The organism is Paenalcaligenes sp. Me52 (assembly GCF_050487965.1).
Lineage (GTDB): Bacteria > Pseudomonadota > Gammaproteobacteria > Burkholderiales > Burkholderiaceae_B > Paenalcaligenes.
In genome coordinates this window covers 708,692-728,390 of sequence record NZ_JBKQFO010000001.1, presented here as the reverse complement: position 1 = coordinate 728,390, position 19,699 = coordinate 708,692, and the positions used below count along the sequence as shown (strand labels likewise).

Genomic DNA, 19,699 nt, shown 5'->3' with positions numbered 1-19,699 from the left:
GCGAGTTGAACGCCGTGGCTAGGCTCTATAAAATCGAGTGATTGGTACTTCTGCCAATACTAAGCGTCTTCAGGGCGGGGTGTAACTCCCCACCGGCGGTAGGTAAAGCAACAGCATCGCGCTGATTGGTCTTTATAAGCCCGCGAGCGCCCATGCAGCAATGCGTGGGGTCAGCAGATCTGGCACACAAACCAGAGCCGACGGTCATAGTCCGGATGAAAGAAGATGTGTGGTATTACACGACCTCATCACGTAGGCACGCGCCTAGGAATTGGGTATCGTGTGTGCTGCTGCATGCCCCGAAAACGTCTTCTCATTATTGTTGTCTACGAGGAGCGTTTATATGTCTCATACCACTCTAGCAGAGCGCGCAGCGCCTGCCCTTGCGAACTTCCCTTCTACCACTGAAGCTGTACACCAACGCGTGTATGCTGCCTTAGATGCTGTGCGTGCCGGTATTCCTGTTGTAGTCATGGATGACTATGACCGCGAGAACGAAGCTGACCTAATCTTTGCTGCTGAATGCTTGTCTGAAAGCGGCATGGCGCAAATGATCCGCGATGGCAGTGGCATTGTCTGCCTATGTCTGACTGAAGACACTCTGGCTCGTTTAGGCTTACCGCAAATGGTGCCCAACAACGAAAGTCCCTACGGTACTGCGTTTACCGTCACCATTGAAGCGCGTGAAGGCGTTACCACCGGTGTGAGTGCTCGCGACCGACTGACCACTATTCAGGCAGCTATCGCCCCCACAGCACAGCCTCATGATTTGATCCGCCCCGGACACGTATTCCCGTTGCGCGCTCATCCGGGTGGCGTATTGGCCAGACAAGGCCATACCGAAGGCTCCGTATGTTTGGCTGCCTTAGCTGGCTTACGCCCTATGGGCGTGTTGTGCGAGTTGATGAACCCAGACGGCACCATGATGCGTGGCGATGATGTATTTGACTACGCCGAGCGTAATCAATTGCCCGTACTGGCCATCGCCGATCTGGTGACCTACTGTCAAGACACGGGTTCAGTGTATTAACAGGGACTAGGCTGTCTGCTCAACAAGTAGCCAGCCAAGGTATCCACAATCGCCTGCTCTACATCGTCCATAGAATGCTGCGGCAATGGCGTAATCACTGCCGCATGAATCAGCGCCTCCATCGTCTGTAATACCACCCAGGTGGCTAAATCCAGATTGGTGGGGGCGACTTCATTGCGGTGGTCTTCCAGCAATTTCCGTATACGCAAAAAGATGCTTTGATCCGCAGGGCTTTGATCCCGTGGTGCATCAAAAAACGGAAACTCTTTCTCTAGCACCCTATGCAATTCAGGTGATACCTGATGGGCTGCCAGCAACGCATGCACAATAGCTCGCAAATGCTCATATAGGCTACGTGGCTGTGCAGTCACTAATACGGTTTCTATGGCTGCCTGCATTTCTGCGGCATGCCGTTCATGTAACGCCGTGATCAGTGAATCCTTGTTAGGAAAGTACTGATACACCGATCCCACACTAACTCCGGCACGTTCTGCCACCACATTGGTATTGGTGCCAGCATAGCCTCGTTCGGTTAAAACGCGAGCCGTTGCTTCCAAAATTGCTTCTACTAACGCCCTAGAACGGGCTTGACGCGGGACGCGCCGTGGTTGAGGTAAGGCTTCCATATACGCCATCCAAACATGAGTTTTCAACGTGAGTAAACATTCATATTATATCAAATATCGAGTAAATGCTCATGTTCGGAGTTTTTCATGTCTGGTCGTTTGAAGGCTACCTCTGCCGCCACGGCGGCATCACCAGTAGCGAATATTTTTGTGACGTTGCTGCCTATTACCTTGGCAGTGTTTATAGGTTTTCTCACCATCGGGCTACCTTTACCCGTTCTGCCTCTGCATGTGCATGACGGGTTGGGAATGAGCACGTTGGTGGTTGGGATTGTGATAGGTGCACAATTTGCTGCCGCTCTACTTTCCCGTGCATGGGCTGGCAATTTAGCCGATACCCGTGGTGCTAAACGCGCCGTAGTCATGGGCTTTCTTTTGGCCTCAAGTTCGGGGATTGCTTACCTAGCCTCCTTGGCTTTCACCCAGTCCCCCACTACCTCTGTGTGGATACTGCTTCTAGGACGTGTGCTGCTAGGCTGCGGTGAAAGCTTGGTCGTCACCGGGGCACTCAGTTGGGGCGTAGGTCTGGTGGGCCCACAAAATGCGGGCAAAGTCATGGCATGGGTAGGTATTGCCATGTACGGTGCATACGCTGTGGGAGCTCCCGTTGGTGTTGCTATCAATGACCTACAAGGCTTTGCTGGTATCTCTGTCGTGGCGGCGGTACTGCCCATTCTTTCTCTGGCTGTGATTGCCAACCTACGCTCCTTACCACCCACGGCGAATCGTCGTACTCCTTTCTACAAAGTGTTGGGCCTTGTATGGGGGGCAGGGATGGGCTTAGCGCTGTCCAGCGTAGGCTTTGGGGTGATTACTGCCTTTATCGCGTTGCTCTTTGCTGCGCACGACTGGGGTAATGCCTCGCTCGCCTTCACGGCCTTTGGTTTAGCCTTCATCGCTGCGCGTATTTTCTTTGGCCACTTACCCGACAAACTGGGTGGCGCTCGCGTTGCACTGGTTTGCGTACTCATCGAAGCGTTGGGCCAACTGCTGATCTGGGGTGCAGATACCGCCGTCATTGCTTACGTTGGTGCAGCCCTTACCGGTTTTGGTTACTCGCTTGCTTTCCCTGGTTTTGGCGTAGAAGCCGTGCGCCGTGCGCCACCACAAAACCGTGGTGTAGCCATGGGTGCTTATGTGGCTTTCTTAGATATTTCGTTAGGAATTACCGGCCCTGCATTGGGTGCTGTAGCCGGTACATGGGGCGTTGATGCCGTGTATTTGGTGGGTGCTATTGCCGTAGCGTCCTCCTTGCTGGTCGCGGTACGCCTGTTGATTTCAGCACCCAAAGGAACACAACATGTCTGAAGTAATACAAAAGCCTCGTACCGCCCGCGCCGTAGGCGTGGTGCGTGATGTACATGCCGTCACTCCACTGATGCAACGCATTACCGTTGGTGGCGACGAAATTGCTGAATTTTTAACCGTAGAAGGCGTGACTGAGCCTGCTGCATGGGTGAAAGTCTTTCTACCTTCTGGTGAAGGTAGGGCCTACACCATCCGCCATATAGACCACGAAGCAGGTACTGTGGATCTGGATTTTGTACTGCATGGCACAGATGCTGACTCTGGCCCTGCATCATTCTGGGCATCGCAAGCCACTGCAGGTGAACATCTAGGTATTGCTGGCCCGCGCAGTGGGGGCTTCTCTCTACCTTGCGATGCTGAATGGGTACTTATTGCTGGTGATACTACTGCCTTACCCGGTATACAAAGTATTACGGCTCAGCTTCCACCTGAAATTGATGCCCGCGTCTTTATTGAAGTGCCAGATAAACTGGAGCAACAACCCATACCCAGCCCTGCTATCTTGCGTACACAGTGGGTCATCGCATCGTCTGAGCCTTGCCAAAATCTGTGCAAAACACTGCTGTCGCAATCGCTGCCCGTAGGCCCTGGCTATATCTGGATAGCGGGTGAGTCTACCGCCATACGCACACTGCGACTGCATTATTTGCAAGATTTAGAGCTACCTAAGCATCGCGTTAGTGCCAAAGGCTATTGGAAAGCTGGCGAAGGCGATCACAAAGATTCGTAACGCCTACGTCCTTTACCTTACGAGCTTAGTGCCCCATCTGCGTATACTTCGTTAAGTCAGGCAGATTGTTTTTCAGTAACTCAATCAGCCTGTTTTCAGACCAGTTCTGTTTATATACCAAACCAAAACGGTATTTAAACGCTGGTCTGAATGGCTTAATAGACAAGCCACCATTAGTATTCATGTCATGCGCCGTCAGCGGGTTAATCAACCCCACCCCCACGCCATTCGCGACCAAACTGCAAATACTGGCGATATTGGATTCGGTTTTCCCTGCAATATTCACCCCATGTTGAGCAATCAACAGCAGCAACTGATCTGCCGCCAAGTTAGGCTGATTAGGAATCACCAAATGCTGATCTTGTAAGTCTTCCAGCCCTATTTGTTCACGCGATGCCAAAGGATGATCGGAAGGAATCAAGCACACCGCCTCAACATCAAACAGTTCCTCTACCACCAGCGACTGCGTAGACACTGGTAGCGTGACAAAACCAGCATCAAATAAGCCTGACTCCACGCCGCGTACAATTTCGGGGCTAGATAAAATGTCGAAGGAAAAACTGTAGTGCGGATTAATGCGCAGTACGCTGGCGATCAGTTGCGGCACATAACCAAAGCCTAACGCCGGTGCAGACACCAGACGTAAGCGCGACACCCCAAACTCACGCAACGCCACAATACTGTGCTTCATTTCTTCTAAATTACCAATCAAGCGCAGTATCTCGTTATACAGCTCATCGGCCTCGGGTAACGCCACCAAGCGTTTTTTATGCCGCATGAACAACTGTATGCCTATGTTCTCTTCTAGTTGTGCCAGTGAACGACTTACCCCCGATTGCGTAATACCCAAATCTTTGGCGGTACGGGTCGCCGTACCCGTTTCGTATAACACTTTGAAAATAATCAGGGATTTCAATGAATTCAGATTGATATCCGACATAAAGCTTGGTCTCCGAATAGCCGTCATCATCCGCCTATCTCTGCAGCGTTACGGCTCTTTTTACTTGTTAATCTGGCCCCAAAGTTGATGATTAAAAATCATCAAATAATGAAAAAACATTATAATTTACAATAAAAAAACACACACCTATAATCTGCTCAAATACCTCAAATCTTGAACCTTTTCTTTAGTTCAGAGATAACAATGACCACAAATACCGAGACAGACAACAGCCCACTTTTTTATCAAGCCAATACCCAGCTGCCGCTGGTCAGCCATGCTGACGGCGTGTATCTGTGGGATCAATCCGGCAAACGCTATTTGGATGGTTGCTCGGGCGCAATCACCTGCAACTTGGGGCATAACCACCCCAAGATCAAAGCAGCCATGAAAGCTCAACTGGATAAAGTGGCCTTCAGCTATCGCACCCAGTTTGAAAGCTCCGAAGCCATTGAGTTGGCTTCCATGCTGGCCGACATGACGGATCGCTACCTGAACAAAGTATTCTTTGTAGGCAGCGGTTCCGAGGCCGTAGAAAGCGCCATCAAATTAGCCAGACAATACTTCTTTGCGACCAACCAACCGCAACGTACACGTTTTGTCTCGCTCACACCGTCCTACCACGGCAGCACCTTAGGTGCGTTGGGGCTAACCAGCTACTTCCCATTGGAAGAGCCTTTCGAACCCATCACCAATACCGCGGTGAAAGTACCTTCTCCGGATTTGTACCGCTATACCGAAGCGACACTGGAAGAGCACATTGCTGCCGTCTTAGCTGAAACCGAAAAACGCATTGAGGCCGTAGGTGGGGACACTATTGCCGCCATCGTTATCGAACCCGTAGGCGGTGCCAGTACCGGCGCTCGCATGCTGACTCAGCAATACTTTGAAGGCATCCGTGCTCTGTGTGATCGTTATGGTTGCCTGCTGATTTTTGATGAAGTGCTGGCAGGTATGGGCCGTACCGGTCAATGGCTGGCCTATCAAAACTGGGATGTTAAACCTGACATCGTGTCACTGGCTAAAGGCTTGGGCGCAGGGTACTACCCCATTGCAGCTATCTTGTCTCGTGGCGAAATCGTGAATGCAGTTATGGCATCGGGCGGCTTCCAACACGGTCACACCTATGCAGGTAACCCGATGGCATGTGCTACAGGTGTAGCCATTATGCGTACCATGCTGGACGACGACATTATTGCCAAGTCCAGAGAAACCGGTGCTTACCTAGGTCAGCAGTTACATCAACTGGCTGAAAAACACCCCATCGTTGGTCATGTACGCGGCATAGGCATGCTGTATGGCATAGAGTTAGTACAAGATCGCGATACTAAAGAACCTTGGCCTGCCGAACTGAATATCTTTAACAAAGTGACTCAGATCGCTAAAAGCAAAGGCTTGTTGATTTACCCACGCCGTACGCTAAACGGCCTTAAAGGCGACCACTTCTTGGTCTGCCCACCCCTGACGATTACACCAGCAGAAATAGACACATTAATCCAATTGCTGGACGAGACACTGACAGAGCTGCGTAGCTCTCTCTAAGACCAGGCTTTGCCTTTTGTTCTGCCCCCACTCACCGGGGGGCAGAACGCCTGGTGTACACAAAAAAAGGAGGACAATCATGATAAAAATTGCCATTGCCACGGCATCCCTAACGTTGGGCCTGCTTGGTCCGGCACATGTTCACGCTGATACGCCTGATCATGGTCTTAAAAACCAAACGCTTTCTTTTGCAATGACGGGCGCTTACCCACCCTTCAGTTTTGTCAATGAACGCGGTGAGCTTACCGGCTTCGATATAGAAATAGGCAATGAGGTTGCCAAAAGACTAGACGTCAAAGCACAACCCCTTACCACCGCGTGGGACGGCATTATTGCCGGACTGATGGCCGATCGTTACGACACCATCATAGGCTCCATGGCCATTACCCCTCAGCGCCTAGAAGCCATCGACTTCTCCGAGCCCTATTACCGTGACGGTGCTCAACTCTTCGTGAAACAAGGTTCAGGCTTACAAAGCATTGAAGACCTCAAAGGCAAAACCATTGGCGTCACCCTAGGCACTACCTTTGAAGACTGGTTGCGTCAGAACGTACCAGAAGTCGAAGTACGTACCTACAAAGGCGATCCACAAATCATCATGGATGTAATGACTGGACGTTTATCTGGTTTCGTCACCACTCGCCTCACCGGCCTGATGGCCATTAAAGAACGCAACGCCCCCATGGAAATGGCGGGTGACCTTTTGTACCAAGAAGAAGTCGGTATTGCGATCAAAAAAGGCAGACCTGAGCTGCAACAAGCCATCAACACCGCCTTGCAAGACATGCGTGACGACGGCACTTACACCCAAATCAGTGAAAAGTACTTCGGTACAGACATACGCTAAAAAGAGATTCTCATGTTTGACTGGAGCATCATTGCACAGTACCTGCCCGTACTTTCCGAGGCAGCTCTGTTGACCCTCTATTTGTCTATCGTTTCGCTTGTCCTAGGCCTGATCTTTGGCCTAGGAGCGGCGTTAGCCAAACTGTCCCACAACCCTATTTTGAATGTGATCGCCAGCTTTTACGTATGGTTGATTCGTTCTACTCCGCTGTTAATTCAGCTGTTCTTGATTTATTACGGCTTGCCTCAGTTGGGCTTTGACCTATCGCCCTTTACGTCGGGTGTATTGGGCTTGGCATTAAACGTAGGTGCTTATAACGCAGAGACCATTCGTGCAGGGATTCAATCCGTGAACTTCGGCCAAACCGAAGCTGCGCTGTCTATTGGTATGTCGCGTGCTAAAGCCATGCGCCGCATTATTTTGCCGCAAGCCATTCGCAACATTATTCCACCACTGGGTAATAACTTCATCATTCTGGTGAAGGATACCTCGCTGGTTTCCACCATCACTTTGGTGGAGCTCACCATGAAAACCCAACAGTTGGTGGGCACCACCTACAAGCCTTTCGAGCTGTACTTGGGTGCTACCCTGCTGTACGCCATCATGACCACGGCTATCGCCTTGTTGCTGCGCTTGGTTGAAAAACGTCTACACCTGAAAACAAGCCGGAGATAAGCCATGACAAAACCTATTATCCGTATTAAAGGTCTGAAAAAAAGCTATGGTGACCTAGAGGTATTGCGCTCTGTAGACTTAGAGATCATGCCCGGTGAAGTGATTGTGGTGATTGGCCCCAGTGGTTCAGGAAAAAGTACATTGTTGCGCACGGTAAACCATCTTGAAGTTCCTACCGGTGGCACGATTTTCCTCAAAGATACGCTGATCAATGACACCAGCCTTAAAGGCCGTGCCTTTGAGCGTCACCTGTGCCATATACGTACCAACTTGGGCATGGTGTTCCAGCACTTTCATCTGTTCCCGCACTTGAGCATCCTGCAAAACATTATTGAAGGCCCCACTCAAGTACTGAAGCGCGATAAACAGCAATCTATAGAACAAGCTGTAGAACTGTTGAACAGCGTAGGTTTGGCAGACAAAAAAGACGTCTATCCTGACTTGCTCTCTGGTGGTCAAAAGCAACGTGTTGCCATTGTGCGCGCACTGGCGATGAACCCCGACGTAATGCTGTTTGATGAACCCACCTCAGCACTGGACCCTGAACTGGTAGGCGAAGTGCTAAGCGTGATGGAGTCCTTAGCGACTAAGGGTATGACCATGATGGTGGTCACACACGAAATGGACTTTGCTCGCAAGGTGGCTGATCGCGTCATTTTTATGGACGGCGGTTACATCATCGAGCAAGGCACACCTGAGCAGATTTTCAATAACCCCCAGCATGAGCGCACCCAGAAATTCCTGGCCAGCATTCACCTCTAGTTTTATCGGTTAGTGAACAGCATGAATAAATGTATTTCTTTGGAATCCGCAATTGCTCAGATTCCGTCCGGCGCCAGCATTATGGTTGGTGGCTTTGGCAGCCCCGGCACTCCATTTGCGTTGATTAATGAGCTACTGCGTCAAGGTCAAACCAACCTAACTTTGATCAAAAACGATGCCAATGAAATGGGCTTAGGCATCAGCAAGCTCATTGAGGCAGGCCGCGTACGCAAACTGATCGCCACGCACATTGGCTTAAACCGTAATGTGATCGAACAGATGAATGCCGGCACCTTAGAGGTAGAGTTTTATCCACAAGGTATTTTGGCAGAGAAGATCCGTACTGCTGGCGCAGGCAGCTACGGTTTTTTATCCGACATTGGCCTGAACTCCGAAATCACCGCAGCTGATGATGTGTTGTCATGGAAAGGCGATCGCTACAAAGTAGAAATGGCTCTGCAAGCCGACTTTGCCTTGATACACGCTGCGCGTGCAGACCATCTAGGTAACTTGTCTTACCACGGTTCTGCCATCAACTTTAATCCATTGATGGCCATGGCTGCAGAGCATGTGATTGCGGAAACTGCAAACTGCTGCCCACCCGGCGAACTGCCCCCTGCCGTTGTACAAACCCCCTGCGCTTTTATTAAGAATGTGGTGGTACTAGACGGCTTGTCTACTGAATACGGAGTGATGGCTCATCATGTCAAACACTGATCGCATCATCGCGCGCGCTGCCCGCGAAATTACTCCCGGCAGCATTGTGAACCTCGGCATTGGCTTGCCTGCTCAAGTGGTGAACTACTTACCCGATAATTTGGAAGTGTTGATTCACGCTGAAAACGGCATTCTGGGTGTAGGTCCACAACCGGCTGTGGACAACATTGATCCACAAATGATTGACTCAGCGGGTAACTACGTCACCACCTTGGCGGGTGGTAGTCACTTCGATAGCGCCGTGTCCTTTGCCATGATCAGACGTGGAAAACTGGACCTCACCATGATTGGTGCGTTTGAAGTAGACCAACACGGTAACTTGGCTAACTGGAAAATTCCTGGCAAGTTCTCGCCCGGCATTGGTGGGGCCATGGAATTGGCTCAAAAAACCCCTCGTATCGTCGTACTCAGCACGCACTGCGATAAATACGGCAATTCCAAAATCCTTAAAGAATGCCGTTTGCCTCTGACCGCAGAACGCTGTGTGTCACGCATCATCACCGATAAAGCCGTCATGGATGTCACGCCTGAGGGTTTACTACTGGTAGAAAAAGCGTCCGACGTCACGCTAGATGAGCTCATTGCCATGACCGAAGCACCGCTCATTCTGCCTGAACACATCGCGGAATTCTAAGCGCAAAGGGAATCAATGTGAGTCACAACACTACTTTTCCCGCCGTACGCGACATTACGGCGGCGGAGCAGCGCATCCTAAACAGTTGCGATAGCGTCTTTGAAGAGGTACTGGAATTCACCGAAAACATGGTGAGTCAGTACGGCGTACTAAACCACGAGCAAGGCGTTTTGGATGTGGTTGAGGACAGGCTGACACGTCTAGATCTCGCTCCACAACGTGTGCACATGAAGCACCATGCCTTGTGCAGCCACCCACTGTACGCCCCCGTGGATTGGGATCACGACCATAAATACAACTTGGTCTCCCAACTTAACCCCGGTGCTGCAGGTAAATCGTTGGTGCTAAATGGTCACTTGGATGTGGTCAGCGCTGAACCTTCTGATATGTGGTCACGCCCTCCACACCAACCTTGGCGTCATGAAGGCTGGTTGTATGGCCGTGGTGCAGGTGATATGCAATCAGGCGTAGCCGCGATGATCTATGCGGTACACGCCATACGACACGCTGGCTTTACGATTACCTCGCCATTAACCATACAGGCTGTGGTAGAAGAAGAGTGCTCAGGTAACGGTACATTAGCCTGCTTAAACCAAGGTTTTGGTGGTGACTTTGCGCTGATTCCTGAACCTTTTGGCGCACAGATTTACACGGGCCAAGTGGGTGTGCTGTGGTTCAAACTTACCGTCAAAGGTAAACCGGCACACGTGCTGGACACCTCTGCGGGGATCAACGCCATTGAAAAGCTGCAACGCTTGATTCCGTGGCTAAAAGGCTTAGAGGCCGAGCTAAACGAGCACCATAGACAAGCCCCTTACGACACGATGGCACAGCCCTTCAACTTGAACATAGGCAAGATGGAAGGTGGCAACTGGGCATCCAGCGTGCCTTCACATGCACAGCTAGAAGCCCGCATAGGTTTCCCGCCCGGCATGTCTGCCAATGAAATCATGCAAAAGGTCAGTGACTGCATTGAAGAAGCCATCGCCAAAGACCCTGCTTTTGCAGACCAGCGCCCTATTCTACGTTTCCATGGTTTCCGTTCTGAAGGCCACTTGGTAGACATGAAACACGATGGCATACGTGAGCTTTCTGCCGCACACCAAAGCCTGACACATGCTGAGCCGGCCCATTATTTGTCTACATGTACAACTGACCTGCGCGCGTTCCACTTCTACAGTCGCACCGCTGGCACTTGCTATGGTCCTGTCGCGCAAAACATTCATGGTGTAGATGAGTGCGTCAACATCGAATCCATACGTCAAACCCTTAAAACCTATGCACTGTTCATCAGCCGCTGGGGGCAGTTGGAGTCTCGTTCATGAACCCCGTATACCTGAGTTACTACAAACGCTCGGCCTTTAGTCGTGCTAATTCGCGCAAGCCTGAAGTAGACAGTTTTGCCGAACAACGTGCCGATGTCTTATTGGCCCATTTGATTGATCATTGCTTGGAAGACAATGGACTCAATGCCGATAGCGTAGACGACTTGAGCATTGGTTGCGCCTTGGGCGTTAAAGAACAATGGAGCTTCGGCGGGCGTTACCCCTTGCTATTAAGCCAGTTAGGTGACCAGTGTGCTAGCCGTAGCATTGACCAACAATGCGGCTCCGGTATTGCTGCGCTACGTGCTAGTGCACTGAACATTGCATCAGGAGCAGCGGACTTGGCGATTGCAGGCGGCTACGAACACATGACGCGTATCCCTATGGGCCCCAGCCTGTTCCAAGAGGGTACGCTGACAGTTCCACAACTTTCTGCCGCGATACAAAACAGCAAAGCCTACGACATGACACACGCCATGAACATGGGGCTCACTGCGGAAAACTTAGCTGCCTTTGCTGGAATTAGTCGTGAGCAAATGGACCTCTTCGCCGTGCGTTCCCATGAGCGTGCCGCACAAGCACAAGCAGATCAGTATCTGGCGGGAGAAATCATAGCGCTGCCTGCCGTAGAAAACGGTGCAGCAACGGTACACCTCGACAGTTGCATACGTGCAGGCACCACAGCAGAAGCCCTATCCGAGCTGAAAACCGTGTTCAAAGAAGATGGTGTGATTAGTGCGGGTAACAGCTCTCCTCTGACTACCGGTGCAGCGTTAGGATTGCTGGCCTCGGAATCTGCCATACAGCAATACAACCTCACCCCTATGGCCCGTATTGTGGCGTGCGTAGACCGTGGTGTGCGCCCAGAAATGATGGGGCAAAGCGTAGTCCCGGCCGTGCAGCGTTTGCTACAACAAACCGGTTTCAGCGTGTCGGATATTGATTTCTGGGAAATCAACGAAGCCTTTAGCGTGGTACCGCTGTATGCCATTCAATCGCTAGGCATTGATGCTGAACGCGTTAACGTGCATGGTGGTGCCTTGGCACTGGGCCACCCACTAGGCGCAACAGGCATACGCTTAGTCGGCACACTGGCACGCACACTGCATCAACAACAAGGTCGCTACGGCATTGCTGCTGCCTGCATAGGTGGCGGGCAAGGTATTGCCATGCTCATTGAACGCGTCTAATAAGCCCGCACAGCCTAACGGGGGTACTGAGAGCCATACGTGGTTTTCACGTATACTCAAAAGGTTTTCCTTCGTTAGGCTAGGCTTTACCATGCGTCAACCTGCTACACATCAAACGCTGCAAATCACCGAAGACGGCAACTTGCTGGACATTGAGTATCAATGGGTAGGTAGCCAAGACCCTCAAGCGCCACTGCTGGTGTTTTTACATGAAGGGTTAGGCAGTATTAATCATTGGTCTTTCTGGCCCGAAGAGCTGGCCTCTTTCTTAGGCTGCCGTGGCTTACTGTACTCACGTCCAGGCTACGGTCAAAGCACACCACGCAACCCTAACGAAGACTTACCCATCAACTACCTGCATCGTGAAGCACAACAGCGTTTGCCTGCTGTGTTGGCTGCTTTAGGCTTAGCCCACGAGCGCCCCATTTTGTTTGGTCACAGCGATGGCGGCTCTATCGCCCTATTGAATGCAGCTATGGACAACAGTGCTGCACGCGCCATCATTTGTGTTGCCCCACACATCAATGTAGAACCCTTTATGCACCACGGGTTAGAACATTGCATCAACTGGTACGACAGTGGCGATCTGCGCCAACGACTGGCTCGTTATCACCAAGATGTAGATGGCACCTTCAAACCATGGAGCCGTGCGTGGAGCAGCCCTGACTTCCAGAAAAACTGGAACATAGAAAGTGATGTAACGAACATCCAATGCCCTACGCTGCTGATACAGGGCGACGAGGATGAGTACTCATCCTTGCATCAAGTGTATGGGGTGCAATGCTTAGTGCCTCATGCTGAGGCACTGGTGTTGGCAGGCATCCGGCATAGTCCACATTTTGAACAGCCGGAACGCCTTAAGAAGCGCTGCTTGCGCTTCTTACAAGACCACAACTTGCTAGATTAAATAGCAGCGATTTATTCGAACGCGGCAGCCGCTCTGTTGAGTCTGTCTGCCACAGCCAGCCATTCTGCCGTAGTAGGCAACTGCTCAATATAGAAGGCATCAAAACCTTGCTCATCCAGCTCACGCAGCAATGCATACAACGCGTGTGCAAAGTGTGCTGGCTGACTAGGTAACTCTACCCACTGCAACCCAGCGGCTAACGCTGCGGGAGCTTTCCCAAAGCCTAACAACCCTACCTTCTTAGGTGCTGTAGCCTCGGCTGCTTTGGCGTGCAACGCTGCACGCGACAAGCTAAAAAGTGGTGTTGTTGGTGCATAGTGAGCTTTTAAGCTACCCGACACACGTGGTGCATGGTGCTTAGCCCCTATTTGTACCGAACGCCCTAGTGCTGCCTCTATTTGTGCCACGCTAATGCCGCCAGGGCGCAAGACGGCCACTTCACCGGTAGTCGCCACACGTGATACATCCACAATGGTGGACTCAATCCCTACCTCGGCAGGGCCACCCTCCAAGATCATCTTGGGCTGCAATACACAACCTTTGAATTCTTGTTGTACATGGTAAGCCTGCGTAGGCGAAATACGCCCAAAACGGTTTGCGGATGGCGCAGCCACTCCACCCTGCCCACCTTTGCACTTAGCAAAAGCAGTCAACAAGGCTTGTGCTACCGGGTGCGATGGGCATCGTACTCCTACGCTATCTTGTCCACCGGTAATTTGCAGCGGCACATGATCTGCCTTAGGCAAAATCAAGGTTAACGGGCCAGGCCAGAAACACTCTACCAAGCGCCAACCTTCATCGGGAATTTGTTTGGCCCAATAGTACAAATCAGCCCCGGGGGCGACGTGCACAATCACCGGATGATTGCTAGGACGTCCCTTGGCTTCATAGATACTGGCCAGCGCTGCTAGGTTTTCCGCATCTGCCCCTAAACCGTAAACGGTCTCGGTAGGAAATGCGACTAGCTCGCCGGCATATAGCAATTCAGCAGCCTGCTGCACAGACTGCGCATCAGACGGGCTGATTACAGTCTCATGCATGGTACACAAAACCCAAAGGCAATGCGGCTTGTGCTGCACGTTGTTGTGCTTCTTCCAGCGTGCTACCGATCACGTTGATATGACCCATCTTGCGGCCTTTACGGGCTTCTGCTTTGCCATACAAATGCAAGCATGCACCCGGAACAGCCAACACACCCGCCCAATCAGGCTCACGGTATGTGCCTTGCTCGTCAAACCACAAGTCACCCAACAGGTTCAACATCACGGAATAGCTGTGTGAGGTTGCAGAACCCAGCGGCAAACCGGCCATCACACGCGCTTGTTGTGCAAACTGGCTGGTCACACACGCATCCATCGTGAAGTGACCACTGTTATGGGGACGTGGTGCGATCTCGTTAGCAATCACCGAGCCGTCTTGCAGAATGAAAAATTCCACACAGAACACACCGTAGTAACCCAAGGTCTGCGCAATTTTCGTGGCAGCAGTAATGGCTTCTTGGTACACCGGCAAGTTAGCGGATGCCGCTGTGGAAACTGCCAAGATACCGTCACGGTGCTCGTTATGTGAAGGTACAAATGCCGCCACATCACCGTTTAGCGATCGTGCCATCACCACAGAAATTTCATCTTTCAATGGCTGCAAAGCTTCTAGCACACAGGGTACTTCGCCAAATTGAGCAAACGCATTCAGCGCCTCTTCACGGCTGCTCACACGTGCTTGGCCTTTACCGTCGTAACCCAAACGTGCTGCTTTCAAAATGCCGGGGAACAATGCCGCATCGGCATTTTGCAAATCTGCTTTGCTGTGTATAGGCGCATAAGGCGCCACAGGTACACCTGCAGACACGATAAACGCTTTTTCAGTAATACGGTCTTGTACAACCGCTACGGCAGATGAAGAAGGCGTCACACGACTGCCTTGCTCCAAGAACTGCAAACTGGCTGCTGGTACGTTTTCAAATTCAGTCGTGATGGCTTTGCACTGTGCCGACAACGCACGCAAACCTTCTTCATCATCGTAAGCGGCGCGAATATGTTTGTCCGCTACAGCGCCCGCAGGGCTGTTGAGATCGGGATCCAACACAGCCACTTTGTAGCCCAAGCTTTGGGCTGCATGACAAAACATACGTCCCAATTGACCGCCACCAATCATACCTAGCCAGTCGCCAGGTTGGATCACGGCCTCGTTTGTAACCTTGTTCATATACTGCTCGTTTCGCTTAAAAATCAGGCTTGCTCAGGTGGAGGCACCTGCATGTTACGTGCCACTTCAGTTTGGCGCGCACGGAATGCGTTTAACTTCACACGCAACGCATCATCATACATAGCTAAGTTAGCCACCACATGCAATGCGGCATTGGCTGCACCGGCTTCGCCAATAGCAAAGGTTGCTACAGGCACGCCTTTAGGCATTTGTACGATAGATAATAGCGAGTCTTCGCCACGCAAGTAGCGTGATGGCACCGGTACACCATAGACCGGCACTTCAGTTAGGGCTGCCAACATACCTGGCAAATGCGCAGCACCACCCGCACCAGCAATAATGGCTTTCATGCCAGTTTCACTGGCTTTACGACCATATTCCACCATATCCAACGGCATACGGTGAGCCGATACCACTAGGGTTTCAAAGGCAATACCAAACTCTTCCAGAATGGCGGCTGCATTTTGCATTACCGGCCAGTCGCTGGAAGACCCCATGACTACCCCTACTGTTACGGGTGCTACTGTGCTCATGTCCTTACTTACTCCGCGTATTACTTAGTCAATTTGTCCAAGGCTTCTTGGTACTTGGCAGCCGTGCGAGCAATCACATCAGCAGGCAAACGTGGCGCTGGCGGTGTTTTGTCCCAATCTTGGGTTTCTAGCCAATCACGTACAAACTGTTTATCAAAGGAAGCTGGGCTAGTACCAACTTGGTAGCTGCTCGCATCCCAGAAACGGGAAGAGTCTGGTGTCAGCACTTCATCCATCAAGTGCAATACACCGTCTTCGTCCAGACCAAACTCAAATTTTGTGTCGGCAATGATAATGCCGCGCGTTGCTGCGTAAGCAGCGGCTTCTTTGTACAAACGCAATGTGATGTCACGAATTTGCTCAGCCAACGACTGGCCTACTTCTGCCACAACGTGCGAGAAGCTGACGTTTTCATCGTGAGAGCCCATTTCTGCTTTAGCAGCAGGTGTAAAAATAGGCTCAGGCAATTGGCTAGCTTGTTGCAAACCCGCAGGCAGTGGAATGCCGCAGATTGCGCCTGTTTTTTGATATTCTTTCCAGCCCGAACCAATAATATAGCCGCGTGCTACGGCCTCTACCATGATAGGTTTTAAACGCTTTACTACTACCGCACGGTCTTTAACCTGAGCTTGCTCATCTGCAGCCACCACGTCAATAGCACGTACAGTTGTAGAGTGATTAGGTACGATGTGCGCCAGCTTCTTCAGCCAAAACTCCGTCATGTTCGTCAGCACAGCCCCTTTACCAGGGATGGGATCATCCATGATCACATCAAAAGCTGACAATCTATCGGAAGCAACCACTAGAAGTTTATCGTCTCCCACCTCGTACATGTCACGCACTTTACCGCGTGCCAACAAAGGTAGGGATTTCAGAGTGGATTCGAAAAGCGCCTGTTGCACCATGTTTTCCTTAAAAAAGCGCCTTGCTGCGGGCGAGCAGCAAGTCAGAGGGACCTAACCCCGCAAACAAATCAGGCCATCCGTGGGATGGCCTGTATTAAGCCTTACTGTACCTTTTGGGCCAGTTCGCCCGAGGCATAACGGCGGGCAATTTCATCCAAGGCTATAGGTTTGATTTTGGATGCATTACCTGCAGTACCAAACTGCTCGTAACGAGCTACACACACTGCTTTGGCAGCAGCACGTGCTGGTTTCAGGTATTCACGTGGATCAAACTTGTCTGGATATGTAAACAAGAAACGGCGGATCGCAGCAGTCATCGCCAAACGGATGTCTGTGTCGATGTTTACTTTACGCACACCGTATTTGATGGCTTCTTGAATTTCCGCTACGGGCACACCGTAGGTTTCTTTCATGTCGCCACCGAATTCACGGATTTCAGCCAACAACTCTTGTGGCACGCTAGAACTACCGTGCATCACCAAGTGCGTGTTAGGCAAACGAGCGTGGATTTCTTTCACGCGCTGGATGGACAAGATATCGCCTGTAGGTTCGCGAGTGAACTTGTACGCACCGTGGCTAGTACCAATAGCAATCGCCAACGCATCCAACTGAGTGCGACGAACGAAGTCAGCGGCTTGCTCTGGGCTAGTCAGCAACTCGTCTAGTGTCAACACGCCATCAAAGCCGTGACCGTCTTCTTTGTCGCCTTGCATGGTTTCCAATGAACCCAAGCAACCCAACTCGCCTTCTACTGTCACGCCCAACTTGTGAGCCATCTCTACGACGCGACGAGTCACGTCTACGTTGTATTCGTAGTCAGCAACTGTTTTACCGTCTTCTTCCAAAGAACCGTCCATCATCACGCTGCTAAAGCCCATCTCGATGGCGCCTTTACATACAGCTGGTGACTGGCCGTGATCTTGGTGCATCACCACAGGAATGTGCGGGTAGCTTTCAACGGCGGAACGAATCAAACCTTGCAGGAATTTTTCGCCTGCGTATTTGCGGGCGCCTGCCGAAGCTTGCATGATAACGGGGCTATCAGTCTCAGCTGCCGCTTCCATGATTGCCTGGACCTGCTCCAGATTGTTCACGTTAAATGCGGGAATGCCGTAGCCATTTTCAGCCGCATGATCCAACAGCTGACGCATGGAAACCAAGGCCATGAAGATCTCCTGAGTACTTGAATAAAATAACTAAATCACCCGTAATTTTACGGGTGAAAACGAATTCTTGCTTGTTTTGCGTATTATTGTTTAGGCCTACGTGCCGATTTTGGGCGAAATGCCGACACTATGTGCTCGTGTGTTTCCACATACGGGCCACCAATAAGATCAATGCAGTAAGGCACGGCCGCAAAAATACCGGGCACTACAACGTTACCTTGATCGTCTCTCAAACCTTCTAGCGTTTCTTTGATCGCTTTAGGCTGACCGGGCAAGTTCAAAATCAATGCCGCATGATCAGCCGTTTCGCGCAGCACACCCACTTGGCGTGACAAAATCGCTGTCGGTACAAACTTCAAACTAATTTGGCGCATTTGCTCACCAAACCCCGGCATTTCGCGTGTAGCTACTGCCAAAGTGGCTTCAGGTGTCACATCTCTACGCGCTGGCCCCGTACCACCAGTGGTCAACACTAGGTCACAACCCAACTCATCCACCAACTCTTTCAAGGTGGCCGAGATAGTGTCTGTGTCATCGGGTACTAAACGCGACACGCACTGTGCAGGCTGCACCAACGCTGCCGCTAACCATGACTCCAAGGCAGGGATACCTTCATCTTGATATTGACCGCCTGAAGCTCTATCAGAAACCGACACCAGCCCCACCAACAATTCATCTGGATGCGTACGCTGTAATTTTTTCACAAGTCCCTCACAGTACAATGGAACAAACTATTTACTATGCCCAAAAAGCAGCCGTAGCGCAAACGCATAACCCACCGTCAACCTAGGAGTTTTTGCCATGTCAGCCCAGCCACTTACCGGAATTTTATACGCAGGCGCAGGCGACATTGCCAAACGCTGTTATCAACAGCTTAAACACCTCGCCGTTCCGCAGTGGGCCTTACGTCGTAACCCCAACCCAGCAGAAGCCGACATACCTTCTATTCAAGCGGACCTCACCCAAGCAGATAGCCTGCAGCAACTACCTGTGTGCAGCCATGTACTGTATACCGCGACACCTAGCGAACGCTCCGAAGCGGGTTATGCTGCCGTTTACGAAACCGGCCTAAATAACCTATTAAACGCGCTGGATCTTACTGCCTTACAACGCTTTGTTTTTGTATCGTCCACCGCCGTCTACGGTGCGAGTGAATCTTGGATAGATGAACGCAGCCCTACTGCCCCTGCTCAATTCAATGGCATAGCCTTAGTAAAAGCTGAACAGTTATTGCGCGAACGCTTGGGAGACAAACTAGTAGTCATTCGCTTTAGCGGCATCTACGGCCCAGAACGCCTGCAATGGCTGCAACGTTTACGTAAACCGGGTTGGGTCGTCCCCTCTTCACCCGGCAATTGGGCAAACCGCATACATATTGATGATGTGGTGCAAGCGTGCAGTCTACTGCTACAACACCCACATCCCGAAGCTCTGTATGTGGGCACCGACGACACGCCATTAGAACAAATAGACCTATACACCAGCTTGGCCGAATATCTAGGGATCACCCCACCACAGCGCGATGATCAAGCTCCCGCTCAAGGCAAGCGTTTTAGTAACCAACGTTTAAAACAGCTAGGCTGGACACCAAAATGGCCTGACACCCTAGCAGGTTATCAGGCCATTTTGAGCGCGTTATAACTCCCAACTACGTTAG

Annotated in this window: 21 protein-coding genes and 1 riboswitch; of the genes, 13 read left to right on the top strand and 8 right to left on the bottom strand. The window is 51.2% G+C overall.

Translation table 11 applies throughout. The annotated features are described in order from the left end of the window. The first annotated feature begins 61 nt into the window (after positions 1-61). A riboswitch (FMN riboswitch) is annotated at positions 62-231 on the top strand. 112 nt (positions 232-343) lie between these two features. Beyond that, complete coding sequence (gene ribB / locus ACLO87_RS03365) at positions 344-1,030, top strand: 3,4-dihydroxy-2-butanone-4-phosphate synthase (protein ID WP_430222784.1); 687 nt, start codon at positions 344-346, stop codon at positions 1,028-1,030. Here the strand turns inward: ribB and ACLO87_RS03360 are convergent. After that, positions 1,027-1,656, bottom strand: a complete 630-nt coding sequence (locus tag ACLO87_RS03360) for a TetR/AcrR family transcriptional regulator (RefSeq protein ID WP_135861558.1) — start codon at positions 1,654-1,656, stop codon at positions 1,027-1,029. The two genes, ribB and ACLO87_RS03360, sit on opposite strands and share 4 nt — an antisense overlap. An 87-nt stretch (positions 1,657-1,743) precedes the next feature. Here ACLO87_RS03360 and ACLO87_RS03355 point away from each other — a divergent pair, with 87 nt between their 5' ends. After that, positions 1,744-2,964, top strand: coding sequence for an arabinose transporter (locus ACLO87_RS03355; RefSeq protein ID WP_430222783.1), 1,221 nt, complete (start codon positions 1,744-1,746; stop codon positions 2,962-2,964). Continuing rightward, on the top strand, positions 2,957-3,694 hold the full coding sequence (locus tag ACLO87_RS03350; RefSeq protein WP_430222782.1) for a siderophore-interacting protein: 738 nt from the start codon (positions 2,957-2,959) through the stop codon (positions 3,692-3,694). The genes ACLO87_RS03355 and ACLO87_RS03350 overlap by 8 nt, the downstream gene beginning before the upstream one ends. 25 nt (positions 3,695-3,719) lie before the next feature. Here ACLO87_RS03350 and ACLO87_RS03345 read toward each other — a convergent pair whose 3' ends face one another. Continuing rightward, positions 3,720-4,634: a LysR family transcriptional regulator gene (locus tag ACLO87_RS03345; RefSeq protein ID WP_430220677.1), complete on the bottom strand. Its 915-nt coding sequence runs from the start codon at positions 4,632-4,634 to the stop codon at positions 3,720-3,722. Between the two features lie 204 nt (positions 4,635-4,838). On the opposite strand from ACLO87_RS03345, the gene ACLO87_RS03340 reads away from it, so the two are divergent. The 9 genes from ACLO87_RS03340 to ACLO87_RS03300 all read left to right on the top strand — a co-directional run bounded on the left by ACLO87_RS03340 (position 4,839) and on the right by ACLO87_RS03300 (position 13,233). After that, positions 4,839-6,176 (top strand): aminotransferase family protein, encoded by a 1,338-nt coding sequence (locus ACLO87_RS03340; protein WP_430222781.1) that lies wholly within the window; start codon positions 4,839-4,841, stop codon positions 6,174-6,176. Between the two features lie 79 nt (positions 6,177-6,255). After that, on the top strand, positions 6,256-7,023 hold the full coding sequence (locus ACLO87_RS03335; protein ID WP_430222780.1) for an ABC transporter substrate-binding protein: 768 nt from the start codon (positions 6,256-6,258) through the stop codon (positions 7,021-7,023). A 12-nt stretch (positions 7,024-7,035) separates the two neighbouring features. Next, the gene (locus tag ACLO87_RS03330; protein ID WP_135861661.1) at positions 7,036-7,698 is read left to right on the top strand and encodes an amino acid ABC transporter permease; all 663 of its coding nucleotides are present in this window, start codon (positions 7,036-7,038) and stop codon (positions 7,696-7,698) included. Positions 7,699-7,701: 3 nt separating this feature from the next. Continuing rightward, positions 7,702-8,460, top strand: coding sequence for an amino acid ABC transporter ATP-binding protein (locus ACLO87_RS03325; protein ID WP_135861662.1), 759 nt, complete (start codon positions 7,702-7,704; stop codon positions 8,458-8,460). Between the two features lie 21 nt (positions 8,461-8,481). Beyond that, on the top strand, positions 8,482-9,177 hold the full coding sequence (locus ACLO87_RS03320) for a CoA transferase subunit A (RefSeq protein ID WP_430222779.1): 696 nt from the start codon (positions 8,482-8,484) through the stop codon (positions 9,175-9,177). After that, the gene (locus tag ACLO87_RS03315) at positions 9,164-9,811 is read left to right on the top strand and encodes a 3-oxoacid CoA-transferase subunit B (protein ID WP_430222778.1); all 648 of its coding nucleotides are present in this window, start codon (positions 9,164-9,166) and stop codon (positions 9,809-9,811) included. Before ACLO87_RS03320 ends, ACLO87_RS03315 begins: the two co-directional genes overlap by 14 nt. A 17-nt stretch (positions 9,812-9,828) precedes the next feature. Continuing rightward, the gene (locus ACLO87_RS03310; RefSeq protein ID WP_430222777.1) at positions 9,829-11,136 is read left to right on the top strand and encodes an ArgE/DapE family deacylase; all 1,308 of its coding nucleotides are present in this window, start codon (positions 9,829-9,831) and stop codon (positions 11,134-11,136) included. Then, positions 11,133-12,326, top strand: a complete 1,194-nt coding sequence (locus ACLO87_RS03305; protein ID WP_430222776.1) for an acetyl-CoA C-acyltransferase — start codon at positions 11,133-11,135, stop codon at positions 12,324-12,326. Before ACLO87_RS03310 ends, ACLO87_RS03305 begins: the two co-directional genes overlap by 4 nt. Positions 12,327-12,417: 91 nt before the next feature. Continuing rightward, positions 12,418-13,233 (top strand): alpha/beta fold hydrolase, encoded by an 816-nt coding sequence (locus ACLO87_RS03300; protein ID WP_430222775.1) that lies wholly within the window; start codon positions 12,418-12,420, stop codon positions 13,231-13,233. Positions 13,234-13,244: 11 nt separating this feature from the next. Here the strand turns inward: ACLO87_RS03300 and ACLO87_RS03295 are convergent, their stop codons facing one another. From ACLO87_RS03295 to mog, 6 genes are all read right to left on the bottom strand, one after another. After that, positions 13,245-14,273 (bottom strand): L-threonylcarbamoyladenylate synthase, encoded by a 1,029-nt coding sequence (locus tag ACLO87_RS03295; RefSeq protein ID WP_135861667.1) that lies wholly within the window; start codon positions 14,271-14,273, stop codon positions 13,245-13,247. Continuing rightward, positions 14,266-15,438 carry a 5-(carboxyamino)imidazole ribonucleotide synthase gene (locus ACLO87_RS03290; RefSeq protein ID WP_430222774.1) on the bottom strand — a complete coding sequence of 391 codons (1,173 nt, stop codon included), beginning with the start codon at positions 15,436-15,438 and terminating at the stop codon, positions 14,266-14,268. The genes ACLO87_RS03295 and ACLO87_RS03290 overlap by 8 nt, the downstream gene beginning before the upstream one ends. Before the next feature lie 23 nt (positions 15,439-15,461). Beyond that, positions 15,462-15,971: a 5-(carboxyamino)imidazole ribonucleotide mutase gene (gene purE, locus ACLO87_RS03285; protein WP_135861669.1), complete on the bottom strand. Its 510-nt coding sequence runs from the start codon at positions 15,969-15,971 to the stop codon at positions 15,462-15,464. A gap of 20 nt (positions 15,972-15,991) precedes the next feature. Next, the gene (locus ACLO87_RS03280; protein WP_430223718.1) at positions 15,992-16,873 is read right to left on the bottom strand and encodes a phosphoribosylaminoimidazolesuccinocarboxamide synthase; all 882 of its coding nucleotides are present in this window, start codon (positions 16,871-16,873) and stop codon (positions 15,992-15,994) included. Positions 16,874-16,977: 104 nt separating this feature from the next. Further along, entirely contained in the window at positions 16,978-18,042 is a 1,065-nt protein-coding gene (fba, locus tag ACLO87_RS03275) for a class II fructose-bisphosphate aldolase (protein ID WP_135861670.1), read from the bottom strand. 83 nt (positions 18,043-18,125) lie between these two features. Then, a complete protein-coding gene (mog, locus tag ACLO87_RS03270) occupies positions 18,126-18,746 on the bottom strand; it encodes a molybdopterin adenylyltransferase (RefSeq protein WP_135861671.1) in 621 nt (206 codons plus the stop codon). Positions 18,747-18,843: 97 nt separating this feature from the next. Between mog and ACLO87_RS03265 the strand changes: the two genes are divergently transcribed. Then, positions 18,844-19,683, top strand: coding sequence for an NAD-dependent epimerase/dehydratase family protein (locus tag ACLO87_RS03265; RefSeq protein ID WP_430222772.1), 840 nt, complete (start codon positions 18,844-18,846; stop codon positions 19,681-19,683). Positions 19,684-19,699 lie beyond the last annotated feature (16 nt).